The following is a 15,678-nucleotide window of genomic DNA, read 5'->3' on the forward strand; positions in this document are numbered from 1 at the left end:
CTCACCCGACGTGAAAGTCGGCCTGCAGTTTTTTTTCCTCCGCCCCGTCCCGGTAGTTGCCGGTCACCCGGACCAGCAGGCCGAGGGCGTGGCCGGAGCTCGTTTGCGCCTCCGAGAACGACACCGAGACGTTGTAGAGGCGCCGTTCGTGGGTGTCGATGGAGTTGCGGAGGCTGGCGCGGATGTTCGCCTTGTTCGCCGTCGGCAGGTCGGTGAACTCGCGCTCCCACAGGTCGCACCCGTAGTCGGGCAGAAAAGGCATCATGCCGAGGCGGGAGGTCAGGATCAGCCCGATGGAATACACGATGCTGCGGTCGAGAGCGGTTCTCGGGAAGTGGCCGGCGTCGGGCAGGAGGGGCAGTGAGAGCAATTCCATGCGATACCTAGTTGATCTTGACGATCCCGCCTTTGACGGTGGTCATTGCGCTCCCCTCGACGGTCGCCTGGGTCGCCGAGGCTTTGAATTCCACGCCCCCCTTGGCCTCGTAGTTCATCGCGCCTTCGCTCTTGAAATTGGCCTGGGCGCTGAGGTCGATGTCGGCGGCCGCTTCGCCCTTGAGCGCCGCCGCCGATTTGATCGAGATGTCACCGGAGGTCGACTCGACCGCGATGGCCGCCGCCTTCATGAGCAGATCCCCGGTCGTCTCGATCACGATCTTGGGGCCATCCATGGCCAGGACGATTTTGTTGGTGTTGTCGCGCTGGTTGATGGTGATCGTCTCCGTGCCGTCGCGGTCGTCGAACACCAGCTCGTTGCCGCGGCGGGTGCGGAAAATTTTGGTCGCCACCTGGCCGCCATCGAGACAATCGGCGGTCGCTTTCGGCGGCGTATCCTGCCCGTTGTACAGACACCCGAGGACGACCGGGGCGTCGGGATTGCCCCGCTCGTAGGCCACGAGGACCTCGTCGCCGACCTCCGGCAGTCCGAACCAGCCGCGGCCCTGGCCGCCGTCAAAGGTGAGCAGGCGGAGGAACTCGGAGGCCTGGTCCTCGGCCTGCCAGGAGAGGCGGACGCGGACGCGGCCGAGCCCGTCGGGGTCGTTGTTGTCGGTGACGACGCCGGTCTGGAAGTACCCGCGGCGGTGGCGTTCGGTGTGCAGGGGCGGGAGCGCCAGTTCGAGGGGCGTGCACTCGAATTCGTTGTAGTACTTGCCGCTGTCGGAGACTTCGTGCCGCACCGCGGTGACCCAGTACTGGCCGTCGAGTTCGTCCATGCCCCGCACGCGCACGCAGCTTCCCACGGTGACGGCGGGGACGATTGAGGTCCCGCGGCAGAGCATCATCTGCCCGGCGGAGGCCTCGACCTCGCGCGCCAGCGCCCCGTCCACCTTCGACTGGTCGGGGTGCTTCACGCGGAGCGACACGCCGGCGGTGGTGAAGACGCGCTCAGAACCGTCGAGCGCCGTGCGCGACAGCGGCGACAGGGCGGCGCGGATCGAGGACCGGTCGGCGCTCCCGGTCACCATTTCTTTCCGGCGGGGGTCCCACACCTGTCCCCGGAACGCCAGGGGGCCGGTGCCGATGCCGACGGCGAAGGAGCCGAGTTCCTCGCGCCACTTGAGCACCTGCTCGTTGTTGGCGGCGGCTTTCTCGACGTGGAACGCCCGGCCGTCGTAGTAGGCGAACATCTGGTGTTCCGAGGCCAGGCGGCGGAGGTAGCGGTAGTCGGTTTCAAAGTACTGGACGCCGGAGTCGACCTCGAGGTTGAGTCCGGCGGGGGCGCTGGCCACCGGGGAGCTCTGGACGCGGCCCTGGGTGATGGGGTGTTCGCCGAGGATGCCGCCGATGATGGTCCCGCAGGCGCCGCCGGGCGGCGACACGCGGGTGCGCGGCACCAGGTCCATCGAGATCGTGGGGCTGTGGGCGGTGATGAGCACGCTGTTGATGCCGTCGATCGTGTGGTCGAAACGGACCTCGGTGATCAGGCCGATGAATTCGAGCCGGCGGTCGCCGGCGACGACGCCGCCTTCGGGGCGCAGTTCGAGGGTGACCGGTTTGCCGAGGAAGCCTGCGGATTCGGAGATCTGCTCGAATTCTCCGGATCCCCCCTCGGCCAGTCCGACGCGCCGGACGAGTACCTGCATGACGTGGTGGCCGAAGACGTGCTGATTGAGGCGGACGGAGTGGATGTCGGCCTTAATCTCTTTGCCGGCCACCCGGAGGAGGGCGGCGACAGGGGTGCCGTAGTCGAGGGGCACGTTTTCGGCGCGGCGGGCGAGGGCGTCGGCCCCGACGTCGGCGCGGCGGGCCCGGAATTCGGCGTCAAATTCGGGTGTCATGAGTGACCTGTCGGCCGGCCCGGCCGGGCGGCACACGGCCGCCCGGCCGCGGCGCGCCGCTTACTTATCCCAGTAATTCTGCAGCTCCGCGTCGCCGATCATGATCGCGTTCGACGAGATCTCGAATTCCTGGTAGATCTGCTCGTCCGGATTGTTCTTGACGTCCGGGATGGTTTCCCGGAAATCCGTGATGAAACCGTCGGTCCAGCTCAGTTCCTTCATCACGGCCCCGTCCTTGTTGAAGAAGACGACCGTTCCCGATTTCCAGTTGGGCTTGGAGGTGTCCATCGCCCAGCGGGCGATGTCCACGTTGCCGTCTTCCGCCGACTCGACTTTGATCTTGATCAGGCCGGCGTGGGCGCGGTCGGTGGGCCGCCCGGTTTCATCCTTCGCCGTGTACACATGGTACGACACGGAGTACACGTGGGGGTACTCCACCCCGTCGATTTCGAGTTTCGGGCGATGTGCCATGGCAATCCTTCCTTTTCCAGTGTTTGCGTTGGAAAGTCACCGTTCCGTATTCGCGACAGTTTTTGCTCCTGACGACCGGGCGGCCTACTTGTCCTTCACCGCCGTCTGATTATCCTCGTTCCAGGCGGTGAATTCGATGTTGAAGGTTCGCGCCGGGTACTTCGGGTTCAGCGCGACCTTGATGTCCACCTCCTGGCGTTTACGCATTTCCTCGTCGGCGTAGACCTGCACGGTGTAGTCCTGGAGGATGTTGTCGCCGCCGGAGATGGCGCGCATGAACTTGTCGATGTCCTTGCGCAGGGTGTCGATGAATTTCTGGTCGATGACGTTGAAGGTTTGTTTGTTCAGGTAGTTGCGGAGCGTCTTGTACACGTAGTCGTAGGTGCGCCGGATGGAGTAGACGTTGAAGGTCTCCTTGTTGGAGAGGGTGGACGATCCCATGGCGACCGCCTGGCCCTCGAAACTGACCAGGGGGTTGACGCCCTTCTCGTTGACCTTCGAGGCGTCGGGCTGGTTGGCGCGGAAGCGCAGGTACTTGGCCTCGTTGATCTTGCCGTACTTGTAGCCGGCGGCGGGCTGCTGCATGCCCACGGTTTCATCGCCGAGGTACATCTTGCCGGCCACGGCGGCTGAGGGGGGCACCCACATGTCGCCGTCCTCGTACTGGTTGGCGCTGCGGGCGAGGAGGTAGTTGGCGAAGAGCGAGACGTACTGCTTGCACTCGTCGCTGCTCATGAGGCCGTCCATGCTCGGATCTTCGAGCATCTCCATGATGTCCTCGACCGACTCGAGATCGGGCAGGTCGGTGACGACGTGCACGCGGTTGGGCAGGCCGATCTGGCGGGCAAGGGTGTCGATGTTCTGGACGCTGCCGAGGTAGCCGGGAACCACGCACATCGAGTAGCAGCGTTTGATGCCCCACTCGCGGAACTCGGCCGCGATGGCCTTGCTCAGCTGTTCGAACTTCTCCTTGTCGTCGGGGTCCATGAGTTCCTCGGCGCTCACGTTGGCGAACCAGGCGTTGACCTTGGCGTCCGGTTCGGCCTGGGCGTTGGCGAAGAACTTATCGATGGCCCGGTAGCCGGTTTCCAGGTCGCGGGCCGCCTTGTGGACCTTCTTCATGTTCTTCTCGAGATTGCTCTCGAGCTGGGCGGCTTTCTCGTTGAGTTTCTTGCGGAGGTCGTCGATGCTGCCGCCCTCGGCGAGCATTTCGATCCACAGTTTGAGCCGCTCGGCGAGCAGCCGGCGCTGCCGGGCGTGGTCCGGCTTGGTGAGGAACTCTTTGCGTTGGAATTCTTTTTTGGGGTCGAGCCACTCGACGCCGCGGACCAGGTCGCCGTCGGCCGTCTTGAACGACGGCAAAAGCCCGGCGAACTTCTTGAAGTCGCCGAAAGCGTCGCCCAGGATGCCTGCGAACTCCTCGTCGGAGAGCAGCTCTTTCGCTTTGGCGGGTTTCGCGTCGGCCTGCGGACCGGAGGAGGCCGCCCGTTTTTCTTCTTCGCCCATTACCTTCTACCTCGCTCTCATTCGCTCAACAATTCCACGTAATATTTGGCCGCTTTCAGCAGGGCTTCCCGGGTCTGGGGATCCTCCAGCGTTTTCTTGAGGGCGGTGTTCTTCTTGAGCTGTTTGTCCAGATCGCTGAGGATTTCCTTGCTGAAGTAGACTTTCTGCAGGTACTCGTTCTGTTCGATGAGTTCTTTGGACTGGAAGTCCTTCATGGCGCGGATTTTGAACTCGGCCGGCGCCGACTGGCCGTCGAGGGTCTCGACCTCAGCGGAGAAGGAGGGCTGGAACTTTTCGAACACCTGCTTGAGATTGTTGCACTCCACCGGCTCGACGCCGGCCGCCTCGTCGTTGTTGAGTTTGGCCACATAGAGCGTCTTGTTCGAGGGAAGCAGCTCGACCGGGATCGAGTCGTCCTTCACCTTTCGTTCGCGGGCTCCGAGCCAAAAGTTGTTGGCCATTCCGATATCCTCCGAATCTGAGTATTGTTATCCGCGGGATTCCCCGGTTCGGGTGAACACGTACTGATCGTCCTGTACGGCGATGACGACGGCGTCGCCGGGCGCGAGGGTGCCGGTGATGATCTCGACCGAGAGGCGGTTAGTGATGTCGCGCTCGATGACGCGCTGGATCGGCCGGGCGCCCAGCTCGAAAGTGTAGCCGTCGCGCGCGAGCTTGGCCCGCGCCTCGGGGCTCAGGGAGACGGCGATGTTCTGTTCGGCGAGCATGCGGGCGAGCTGGGCAAATTCCAGTCCCGCAATGGTCTCCACCTGGGCCGGGGTGAACGTATGATAGATGATGATGTCATTGAGGCGGTTGAGAAACTCCGGACGGAACTTGGTGAAGAGGAATTCGCGGACCTGGTCCATGTCGACCTCCCGCCCTTCGCGGTCGGCGTCGAGTATCAGGTCGGCGGCGTAGTTGGAGGTGAGGACGACGATGCAGTTGGAGAAATCCACCGTCCGGTTCTGCCCGTCGGTCAGCCGCCCGTCGTCAAGAAGCTGCAGGAGGATGTTAAAGACGTCGGGGTGGGCCTTTTCGACCTCGTCGAAGAGCACGATCGAGAAGGGTTTGCGCCGCACCGCCTCGGTCAGCACGCCGCCTTCCTCATACCCGACATAGCCGGGGGGCGCGCCGATCATTTTGGCGACCGAGTGTTTTTCCATGAACTCGGACATGTCGAGCCGGACCATGGCGTTCTTGTCGTCGAACAGGAATTCGGCGAGCAGTTTGGGCAGGTAGGTCTTCCCGGTGCCGGTGGGGCCGAGGAAGAGGAACGATCCGACCGGGCGGTTGGCCAGTTTCAGTCCGGCCCGCGCCTTGCGGATCGCGTTGGCCACGCTCGTGATGGCCTTCTCCTGTCCGACGATTTTGGAGGCCAGGTGCGCCTCCATATTAATGAGCCGGTCCTTCTCGGCCGTCATCATCTTCGACAGGGGAATCCCGGTCCGCCGGGCCACGACCGCGCCGATGTCGGATTCGTGGATGACCGGCTGGAGGTTCCGCACCACCTCGGCCAGATCGCGGCAGCGTTGCTGCTGGCGGGCGAAGGCCTCGCGGATATCTTTCAGGGTCAGTTCGGGTCTGGCCATCAGCCGCTCACCTCCGGCACCTCCAGGCGGTGCCCCCAGTACCCGCCGAGGGCGTCCAGTTGCCCGGCGAACGTCTCGTAGAGGGCGCGCAGTTTTTGCTGGTCCTCGTCGCTCAGGCCGGCCCCGTCGGCGGCCGCCAGGAGCGGCTCAATGTCTTTCATAGCGGCTTCCAGCCCCGGCAGGAGGCGCTCGGCCATTTCTTTCTTGACGCCGAATTCGCTGGCCGCTTCATCGATGATGTCGAGGGCGATGTCGGGGAGGTTTTTCTCGCTGAGGTAGCGTTTGGCGTACTTGACGGCGGCCACGCGCGCCTCGGGGCTGAAAGTCACGCGGTGGTGTTCCTCGTACTTTGCGGCCACGCCGTTGACGATCGCCACCGCCTCGTCGAAGGGCGGTTCCCCGACCTTGACCTTCTCGAACCGGCGCAGGAGCGCCTTGTCTTTTTCGAGGTGTTTGGTGTACTCCTCTTCGGTGGTCGCGCCGACCAGGCGGAGCTGGCCGCGGGCGAGGGCGGGTTTGAGGAGATTGGCGGCGTCCATACCGGCGCCGCCGCTTCCCGCACCCATGATGGTGTGGACTTCGTCGATGAACAGGATGAGGCGGCCGGCCGACTTGATGACCTCGCCGATGAGCGCCTTGAACCGCTCTTCGAATTCGCCTTTGTACTTGGCGCCGGCCACGAGCCCGCCCATGTCCACTTCGAGAACTTTGACGCCCTGGAGGGCCTTGGGGACCGCTCCGCTCACGACCGCCTGGGCCAGGCCCTCGACGATCGCCGATTTGCCGACCCCGGCGCCCCCCACGAGGACGGGGGAATTTTTGCGGCGGCGGAGCAGAATCTGAATCACCTGGCGCAGTTCCTCGGCCCGCCCGATCATCGGGTCGTACTCGCCGGCCGCCGCCCGGCCGGTGAGATCGGCGCAGTAGCGGGAGACCGCGGCGACCGTCCTGGGCTCCTCGGCCGGGGCAGCCGATCCCTCGCCCCGGGGCGGGGAGACAGCGATCGCCTCGACCGACCGGCTCTCCGCCATGGCCTGGTACAAATCCTCCTTGGTGAACTCCAGTTGTTCGCGGAGGTAGGGCGGGAGAGCGGAGGCGCGGTCGAATATCGCCAGGAGGATATGCTCGGGCTCGACGAGGGCGTCGTAGAGCTTTCCCTTTTCCTCGAAAGCCTGCGCGAGAACCGCCTGCACCGCCGGCGAGGCGCTGAGGCTGTCCCGGGCAGCGGCCCGCGAGGGCTGCTGCTTGAGGTAACTCTCGACCATGGCGGCGACCGTGGCGGGATTTTTCTTGAGCTGGTTGAGGATCGACTCGACCTCGGAACCCTCGTGGCGCACCACCGCCACCAGGAGGTGCTCGATGCTGATTTCCGGATGTCGGAATTCAGCGGCAACTTCCCGGGCCACTTTAATTACGGCGCGGGAATCGGATGAGTATTTCGCTATATCCATATGCGGACTGCCGCCGCGTCGCTCGGCTATGGGTCTGCAGGTGTCTGCCTCACAAGAGGATGCGAACCCCCTCGCGAGTTGCATCAGGAACTAAATCTTATCATTCCAGTATCGCATTGTCAAGTAATTTGTCGCGACGCGGGGATACCGAGCGGCGACCCGGCGCCCTCGAACCCCACTAAGGCGACGAATTGCCGGCTTTCAGGCTGTCGCGGCCGGCGGAGCCGATCCGGTAGTCCACGAGATCGATGGACATATAGAGCACGCTGGTGGAGACCAGACCGATTCCCTGGCGGAACTCATACCCGACCCAGTCCACATCGCGCTCCGGGTTGTTTTCGAGAAACCAGCAGGAGTCGGCGCCGTAGGGGCATTGCTCGTAAGTGAAATCGCCCACGGTTGCACTATCGACGGGTTGCAGGAGCGCAAACGGCTCCGCCACGTCCTCAAAAGTGGTCTTCCTGGTGACCAGCCCGCCCCGCCCGCAGACATAGGTGATCGTGTCGGTGTCCCCGTCGCTGTAGGTCACGAGCACCGGGGCCACCCAGCCGGAGTCGCTTTCGTCAAGCGCCAGCACCTCATAGCGCGTCGTATCCCCTTCTTCCTCGCCTTCCGTGTACCGTTCGTAGACCCAGTAGCTGCCGGCTTCCAGTGGGAAATAGGTAGTGGCATCGGGACGGAGGATTCCTTCCCCTGCTTTCGGGCGGGCGGCAGCCGTTCCATCAGTCTTGCCGCCATCTTTCGCACATCCGCACGCCAGCGCGAGAACGAGGCAGGCAACAGCGGCCGCGGCCGTTCGCCGAAGGCAGGGAACAACAATCATTGAAACTCCCAGTGGACAACTTTGCCGTTTTTGGCTGTCTCGGGCAGGATCTTTGCGACAAGCTTCTCGTCCAGCATCACGTGGGCCCACAGGAGGGCCCGTATCTGCTGGGCATCATACACATTCCCCGCGTTGTCCGATACGTCGATCGCCTTGCCGCTTCGGTGAGAGCTCGTGCCCGGCAGGGCGATTTGGAACCCAACCTTCGCCAGCATGGAGCGCATTTCCGGTTCCGCTTTAACATCATCCACTCCCTGCATCTTCTTGTACTTCTCCCACTCGTCCTTACCGAATTTCTTGATCAAGTCGGCTTTGTAGGTCTCGTTGTAGCTTTCCCGAAGCATCTCCCGCTGGCGGGCATCGCTGCGGTATCCGGAGGACATGTTCGTGCCTTCGGGGAAATGCGGACTGACGCGATTCCAGACCTCCTCAAGCTTGTCCCAGATCTTTTTCTCGTCGCCGGTTGCTTCGTCTTTCCGTTTCTTGATGCCGGCTTGAATCGGCTTGATGCTCCCCTTCGCCACCTCTTTGTAACGGGGCGGATTGCTCCCCAAAAGCCTCTTCTCGTCTTCTTTCCCCTTCTGGATAAGGCCGCCTGGGAGCGGCACGCACCGTCCCCGCTTGGTTTTCACGTGCTCGTCTATATCGTACGCCTGCGCTTGAAACAGTTTGATTGCCATCACCGTCCCGTCATCGCACACGCCGTCGGTAATCTTCATTGAAGACGGCAGGGCCGCGACGTAGCCCAGCTCCCGGAGCCGGTCCTGGACGAGCAGCACATCCGGTTTCCTGTTCGCCCCCTCGGTCACCTTGCCCTTCTTGTTCTTGCGGCGGCCGACGCTGGCGGTGAGTTTTGGATAATAGGCGGTGTAACCGTTGCCCAGCCAGCGAGTAATCTCCTCTTTCACATCCCTGTCGACCAGGCCGTCGATCTTCCCCTTGTAGGTGATCTGCACCTCTTTGAGCTCTTTCCCCTGCCAGCGGTGCTTGGTCAGCGCGGCAGCCTGAAACGCCTGCACCGCCTTCAGCACCCCCTTCCTCCCGAAGATTCCGTCGCTCTCCCCGACGTCGCCGATAACGAACTTCTTGAGGTGGTCCTGAAGCTCGACCACCCATCCATCGGGGGTGGTCTGTTTGCGCTTCTTTCCCCGGCGCTTGAGCCGCCGCACCCCCTCGTCGTCGATGTCGCCGGCTTTGAGATCGAATTCGGCTTCCAGGTGATTGAGATAGGAATCGCGGACACAGATGGCGTATTTGTTTCCGGTCACCAGTCCGGTCGCGGAGACGGTGGGCGAGTCGCTTTTTCCCGCGGTGGGGGCCGGCGGGCTGCCGGCGGCGGCCGACATGTCCGACTCGGCCGCGGGAGCGTCGTCATCGGGCGCAGCGGCGGGCGGGGGGGTATCTTCGCGTTCGGCCGGTCGGACAATCGGCGGGGTCCAGCCGCTTGCCGCCCCACTGCCGCCGGCGCCGCCGCCGGCCCCACCATCGCTATGGTCAGGCGTCATATCCGCTCTCCGCGTTCCCGCACTCCGTCCAATCGTTTTTGCTGCAGTTCTTCTTCACCCATCCTTCGGCGACGCTATCTCTTCGCTTCCGCGTCAGCATGTTTGTCCAGCCACGCGAGGAATTCATCGTAGATGCGCTGAATGAGCGCCTTCATGTGCTTTACCGGTTCCGGCTGTTTCTCCCCGCTCTCGTCGAAATTTTTTTGCACGAGCAGGGCGCGCAGCTTCTGGAAGATTGGCTTGCTGTAACCGAACGTGAGCGCGAACTGCCGGATTTCATCGAGGAGATGATGCCGGCCCGCGCGCTTGAATGCCGCGAACCGCGTCGCCGCTGTCGGCAGGCTGCTCGATGCCGTGGCCTCACAGACGCAGTAGTAAGTCTGGAGGAGTTCGCTAAGACGGAGTCCGCCGTCGCTGGGCAGTTTGTCCAGTGAACGTCCGTTCAGTAGCGACTTCAAGTGGTGGCCGAGGACAAAACCGTCGACATCGCCGCGCAACTCATCGTAGGTGGCCTCGGTCGTGGCCCGATCGTCGCCGATCAAAACACTCTTATCACCCAGGAAGACGCACACCGCCGATTGGCCGAGGTCGCCGGCTACGGTGACGGCGTACAGGTTGTCCACGTGCCATCCGAGCGCGCCCGGAACGACAAGGAAATGTGGCCGCACGGAGGTATTCCGATGCTGGCCGGCCGAGATGCCGCACAGCACGTGGCCCATCGCCAGCGGGTATCCGAGGCAGTCGGTGGCGCAGCCGCGCAAGTCTGCTTCCAGTTTCTGTTGGGGCTGTTCTTTCAGCTTCATTGCTCCTGACCGGTCATCAGGAGGGTCGATCTTCTCTCGGTGTCGGGAGTGTTCTATCAGCCACTTGATGTCGTCGGCGGCAACCCCGGAGGGCAGTCGTCTGGAATCGCACATTTCCTGCAGGTTATCGGCCGCCGCCACCCCGAACATCCGCTGAAACCGTTTATCGTCGCACCCCGCCAGCCGCCGCAGGGCGTTGAGGACCGCCTCCCCCGTCCAGTCCGGAAAGGCGTTCTCGAGTTTGCGACAGCGGGCGATGTACTCCCCCACTTCGTCGTACCTGACGAGCGAGGAGAAAGTCGCGCCGTCCTCCGGCTCCTCCTGCCAGGCCTCGACCTTGACCGTTTTCCCCTTGAACGAGTCCGGGATACACGGCAGGATCAGCGTGTCTTGCTGGATTTCGGTTTCGACCTCCAGAACCTCCTCCGACTCGATATCGCTGACGCGCCACTTGACCGGCGCCGATTGGTCGGCGTTTTGCGCACGCTTGGCCGTGTACTCCGCCCGTCCGCCGACGCGGATGCGCGAGGGTCCTTCCACTTTGGCGATCGCCCGGGCTTTCGGGCAAGTCTGCTGGACCGCCGGACGGCCGTGGGCAAGGCTGCCGCGAACGTTGGCCAGCTTGAGCTGAAACCGGCCGGGCGGCACGCCGTCGACCTTCGCCTTGCCCTCCCCATCGAGCGTCCCCGTCCGCTTGGTCCCGTCGGCGAGGAGCAGTTCGTAATCCTCGTTGGCCAGCGGCCGGCCGGAGGAGTCGCACAGACTCAGCTCGATCCAGTCGCGGAAAGTCAGCAGGTGGGGGGAGGCGCGCTTCTTGCCGAACTCGACGCCATCGACGGTGATCGTGAAGAAGTACTCGGGCGGGTTGTAGGCGCCGCCGTACCGCTCCATCTCCTCCTGGGTGGGGATCTCGTCGACATCTTCGTGGTACTCGAACCGCCACTTCTTCTCCACCCGGCCGTCGACCACCTGGCCGGGGAGTTCGGTGATTTTGTCGTGCGCTCCGTCGCGGTCGAACTCGTAGATCGTCAGCGCCACTTCTTCCGCCTCATCGACCCCGTCGACAAATGCGGACAGCGCGACCTCATCGTCCCGGCGGGCTTCGTCGCAGCTCCACCGGAGGCTGTTGACTTTGACCGGGGGGGCTGCCGGGATCAGGTCGGAGGTCCCCTCGAGATCGTTGCCGGGGAGCCTGACCTCGAAGAACACGCGGTCGTCGAGGTCGATATCGGCGGGGACGTCGAATTGTCCGGTGAGGCGGTTCCTGCGCATGAGGGCGTCGACGGCGCCCAGTTTTTTTCCTTTTTCGCTTTTGCCGGTGACTTTCACTTTCGCGCCGTTGCCGACGAACTCGGTCACCACCTCGAACCGGGCGATTCCTCCGGCGCGCGCTTTTCCGGAGCGCCAACTGAGCGAGATGAGCCTCGGTTCGAGCTTGACTTCGTGCTCGGCGTCGGTGGCTTTGGTGCTTTTCAGGGCGGTCATACAGCCTCGCGGGTTCAGGCGCCGGCCTCCGGCCGGAATGTCTTGATCATCTCGATCATCTGCGCCCCGAGCGTATTCCGGGTCACTTTGGTGAAATCCGCCGCGAAGGTGAAGGCGGTGTTCTCGTGGAGCACGAACACGAGGCGGCGGAACCGGGGTCCGGCCTCCGAGGGCACGAATTTGATCACGACCTCGTAGGCGTCGAGATCCTCACCGAGCGCCAGCGGCTCCTCTTTGAGCACCTCGGCCGCCGGCAGGGTGTCCAGAAACTGCTCGACGCGGTACTCGGCGTAATCCTGGGCCGTCTCCGCCAGGGGGATGTCGTCGACCGCGATCGTCAGGTGGTGGTTCATGCCGCGCTCGGCGGGGCCGACGAACAGGTGCACGGTCTGGTCCTCCCAGCCCTCGGCGAGCCTCATCGAGAACCGCTTGTTGGTTTTCCCCATTTCATCGATCACCGGCCATCCCTCGCATAACGGGTCCGCGACCATGTTGACGTCGGCAGGCGAGACCGGTTGCAGTCGCGGGCAACCGGCGTGGTCACGCCTGCGGTTCAAAGAATATCTGCGCCTTTCCCGGCGGCACGTTTTCCAACCGGGCTTTGCCGTCGCTGTCCAGCGTCCCCTCGCGGATCTCTCCGTTGGGGAAGACGACTTTGTAGGCTTTTCCGGCGGCCGCTTTTCCCTGGCTGTCGGCAAGCCGGATTTCGAGCCAGTCGCTGTAGAAGAGGAAGGGCGAGCGGGCAGCGCAGCCCTCGGCCTCAGCGACAAAGTAGAACCGCGGACTGGAATAGCCGCTCCGGGCCTGCTGCGATGACTGCAGCCTGAGGATCTTTTCGTCGACAGCGAAGACCCAGTCCGCCTCGATGGCATCGTTGGCGACCTCGGCCGGAAGCTCGGCCACCACGCGGTCGGGGACGTTGTAGTCGCGCACGAATATTTTCAGAGCGGCCTTGGTTCCGGATTCGAGTCCGGCGCACACGGCGCGCAGGGTCACCGTATCCCCCACCTTGGCCCGCTCGACCGACCACTCGGCCTTGGAGATGCAGCGCAGGCCGATCTCGTAACTTCCGGCATCCACTCCGTCGCGGCGGATGCGGCCGGCCAGGAGGCCGGAGTCCGTCTTGCCGTCGGGGCCCTTGACGACGTACCCGACGCCGGTGATCGGTTTGCCGGCTTTGTCCACGTACTTGACGTCGAGGAAGTGTCCCTCGGGTTCTTGCTCGGCGGCTTCGCCGGCGCCGCCGCCTTCGCCGGCCGCGGTCTCGGCGGTTCCCGAGGCGGCGCCGCTGCCGGCGCCGCCGCCGCCTCCTCCGCCGCCGCCGCCGGGGCCGATGAGCACGGTCGGGCAACCGGGGGGTGCAATCGCATCGGGCGGGCCGGAACAGGTGGCCATGTCGCCGACACAGGCCGCCGGTTTGCCGCCGATGAGGACGGTGACGGCGCCGGGGGGCATGATGGGGCCGCCCACGTGGGGCGGGGGCGGGGCCCCCGGGTTAACCATCGGGCAGGTGTGCATGTCGCCGACGCGCGCGGCCGGGAGGCCGCCGATGAGGACAGTCGGTTCGCCGACGACGATGGCTCCGCCGTGGACCGTCATATCACCCATCCGCGCTGCCGGCTTGCCCATGCTCAGATCTCCCTGTTCGGAAAGGGCGGCCGAGGTCGCGATCGCCTCGCCGCCGCTCCGCTGCGCCCATGGTGCCGGCCGCCCGGTTCGGCGGCGGGCACATGGTTTTTTCGATCGCTGCTGTCTACAATAATAAAGGCGCGGGCGCGCGGCCGTCAATCATTGTTTTGCGCCGTCCGCGGCGCGGGGGGCATCGACCGCCGGCCCGGCGCAGCCGGGGAGCCGCGGCCGAATTCGCCTTGCATTCCGCCCCGGGCGTCCGTAATTTGACTCGCCATCAACGACGCGGCCGAAGGGCCGGAACCGGGGCGCCAGCGAATGAACGAGCAACTGATCGGCGACTACAGAGTAATCGAAGAGCGAGGGGCCGGCGGGATGGCCCGCGTCTACCTCGCTGTCCACCGGGAAGTACCCAGTCTCAAGGTTATCCTCAAAGTCCTGAAAGATCCGCAGCATGCCGAGCGCTTCCGCCAGGAAGCCGACAAGTTGGCGCTGCTGGAGGAAGACTCCCGCGTCTGCCGGATCAAGGGTTTTTTTCAGTGGGAGGGGGACCTGATCATCGTGATGGAGTTCATCGACGGCGTCACGGTCGAGGACCTCATCAAATCCAGCGGCCACCTGCCCGTGCGTGAGGCGGTCCTCATCGCCGTGGAGACGCTCGATGTGCTGGCGTTCGCGCACCGCAAGGGGATCTACCACCGCGACATCAAGCCGAGCAATATCATGCGGGACAAGAACGGCGCGGTGCGGATCATCGATCTGGGCATCGCCAAGGCCAAGACCGATCCGTCGTTGACCGCGGTGGGCGGCTGCTGCGGTACGCCCGAGTACATGGCCCCCGAGCAGTTTTCCGCAAGCGACGACACCCGTTTCGACCTGACCGACATCTACGCGGTCGGAATGACGCTCTATAAATGCCTGACCGGGACGCTTCCGTTTGCCGGCGGCGATCTGTTCGCTATCCGCGACGCCAAGCTGTTTCAGGACCCGAAGTCGCCGCACGCTTTCAACCGGGAGGTCTCGCCGGCGCTGACCGCGGTCGTCCTGAAAGCCATCCACCGGGATCCGGCCAAGCGATACCAGACGGCCCTCGAGATGAAAGAGGCGCTAGTGTCCGCGTCGGGTGTGACGCTGCCGTTTCGCTATGCGACGCCGACGCCGCCGCCCCCGCCGCCGCGGAAGCCGGCGCGCCCGGGGGTGAAGTGGGCCGCGGCGGGCGTGCTGGTCGCGGCCGCAGTCGCCGCCTACCTTTTCTTCGGACGCGGCCAACCGTCCGGACCGGATACGACAGCCGCCCTGGAACCCCCGCCGGTTCCGGTGCCGGCGGCGCCGCCGGACGGCGGGCGGCTGGAGGCGGGCGCGGCGGTTCGGCTGGTGTGGAGCTCAGCCGGCGATTCAACCGTGCACTACCGCGTTCAGATTGCCGACAATGCGGACTTTCTGAATTCGGCCACGTACGAAAACCTCAGCGACACGTTTCGGATCCTCGACACGAGTTTCGCGGCGGAGGTGATGTACTGGCGGGTGCGGGCGGTCAGCCGGGAGGGTCTGGCCAGTGCCTACTCGGCGCCGGGCAGGTTCGCGGTGGCGGCCGGGCCGGCGGCAACCAGCGGCACACTGAAGGTCACGGCAAACCGGCCGGTTCGCTTGAAGCTCGATAACGCCGTTGTTGCGCAGCGCGTTACCTCCTGGGACACGGTGCTCGCGGCCGGCGACTACCGGCTCGAAGCGAATCATCCGGGAGCGGCGCCGAGCACGCAGCAACAGCCGGTCCGCGTGGTCGGCGGGCGCACGGCCCGGGTCTCGTTCGAATTCGCGCTCCCCGCCGATTCGGGCGTGCTGTTTGTCGGGTCCGATCCCGTGGGGAACGAGATCTACCTCAACGGCCGGCCGCGGGGATCCACCCCCCAGTTCTTCAAGCTGCCGGTGGGCGAATACCGCGTTCAGGTGAAGAAAGGGGACGTCGCGTCCTCGCCCGAGGTGGGGCGCATCGTTCAGCACGGCGACACGGCGTGGTTCATGTATGATTTCACCGGCGACTCGGTGGCGGTGGAGTGAGCCGGCCAAAAAAGGTCTTTACTGCGGTCCGGGGATGCCGTATCATGAAGCGGGTTCAAAAAGGAAAATCGCAAAA

At 64.4% G+C, this 15,678-nt stretch carries 13 protein-coding genes; 1 reads left to right on the forward strand and 12 read right to left on the reverse strand.

Translation table 11 applies throughout. The features are described 5' to 3' along the window. Position 1: 1 nt before the first annotated feature. The 12 genes from KA261_04200 to KA261_04255 all read right to left on the reverse strand — a co-directional run bounded on the left by KA261_04200 (position 2) and on the right by KA261_04255 (position 13,544). The gene (locus KA261_04200) at positions 2-376 is read right to left on the reverse strand and encodes a GPW/gp25 family protein (protein MBP7696990.1); all 375 of its coding nucleotides are present in this window, start codon (positions 374-376) and stop codon (positions 2-4) included. Between the two features lie 7 nt (positions 377-383). Further along, positions 384-2,279 carry a hypothetical protein gene (locus KA261_04205; GenBank protein ID MBP7696991.1) on the reverse strand — a complete coding sequence of 632 codons (1,896 nt, stop codon included), beginning with the start codon at positions 2,277-2,279 and terminating at the stop codon, positions 384-386. A 60-nt stretch (positions 2,280-2,339) separates the two neighbouring features. Then, complete coding sequence (locus tag KA261_04210) at positions 2,340-2,750, reverse strand: hypothetical protein (protein ID MBP7696992.1); 411 nt, start codon at positions 2,748-2,750, stop codon at positions 2,340-2,342. A gap of 84 nt (positions 2,751-2,834) precedes the next feature. Beyond that, a complete protein-coding gene (locus KA261_04215; GenBank protein MBP7696993.1) occupies positions 2,835-4,256 on the reverse strand; it encodes a hypothetical protein in 1,422 nt (473 codons plus the stop codon). Positions 4,257-4,273: 17 nt separating this feature from the next. Then, the gene (locus KA261_04220) at positions 4,274-4,717 is read right to left on the reverse strand and encodes a type VI secretion system contractile sheath small subunit (protein MBP7696994.1); all 444 of its coding nucleotides are present in this window, start codon (positions 4,715-4,717) and stop codon (positions 4,274-4,276) included. A gap of 27 nt (positions 4,718-4,744) precedes the next feature. After that, on the reverse strand, positions 4,745-5,848 hold the full coding sequence (locus tag KA261_04225) for an AAA family ATPase (protein ID MBP7696995.1): 1,104 nt from the start codon (positions 5,846-5,848) through the stop codon (positions 4,745-4,747). Then, complete coding sequence (locus KA261_04230; GenBank protein ID MBP7696996.1) at positions 5,848-7,299, reverse strand: ATP-dependent Clp protease ATP-binding subunit; 1,452 nt, start codon at positions 7,297-7,299, stop codon at positions 5,848-5,850. The genes KA261_04225 and KA261_04230 overlap by 1 nt, the downstream gene beginning before the upstream one ends. A 178-nt stretch (positions 7,300-7,477) precedes the next feature. Then, a complete protein-coding gene (locus tag KA261_04235; protein MBP7696997.1) occupies positions 7,478-8,122 on the reverse strand; it encodes a hypothetical protein in 645 nt (214 codons plus the stop codon). Beyond that, entirely contained in the window at positions 8,119-9,627 is a 1,509-nt protein-coding gene (locus KA261_04240; protein MBP7696998.1) for a D-alanyl-D-alanine carboxypeptidase family protein, read from the reverse strand. The genes KA261_04235 and KA261_04240 overlap by 4 nt, the downstream gene beginning before the upstream one ends. Before the next feature lie 74 nt (positions 9,628-9,701). Beyond that, complete coding sequence (locus KA261_04245) at positions 9,702-11,915, reverse strand: hypothetical protein (protein MBP7696999.1); 2,214 nt, start codon at positions 11,913-11,915, stop codon at positions 9,702-9,704. Between the two features lie 14 nt (positions 11,916-11,929). Beyond that, entirely contained in the window at positions 11,930-12,406 is a 477-nt protein-coding gene (locus KA261_04250) for a DcrB-related protein (GenBank protein ID MBP7697000.1), read from the reverse strand. Between the two features lie 49 nt (positions 12,407-12,455). Continuing rightward, entirely contained in the window at positions 12,456-13,544 is a 1,089-nt protein-coding gene (locus tag KA261_04255; GenBank protein ID MBP7697001.1) for a PAAR domain-containing protein, read from the reverse strand. 318 nt (positions 13,545-13,862) lie between these two features. Here KA261_04255 and KA261_04260 point away from each other — a divergent pair, with 318 nt between their 5' ends. After that, positions 13,863-15,602 (forward strand): serine/threonine protein kinase, encoded by a 1,740-nt coding sequence (locus KA261_04260; GenBank protein ID MBP7697002.1) that lies wholly within the window; start codon positions 13,863-13,865, stop codon positions 15,600-15,602. Positions 15,603-15,678 lie beyond the last annotated feature (76 nt).

It is taken from the genome of Candidatus Zixiibacteriota bacterium, from assembly GCA_017999435.1.
In the GTDB taxonomy this organism is placed as follows: domain Bacteria; phylum Zixibacteria; class MSB-5A5; order GN15; family FEB-12; genus JAGNLV01.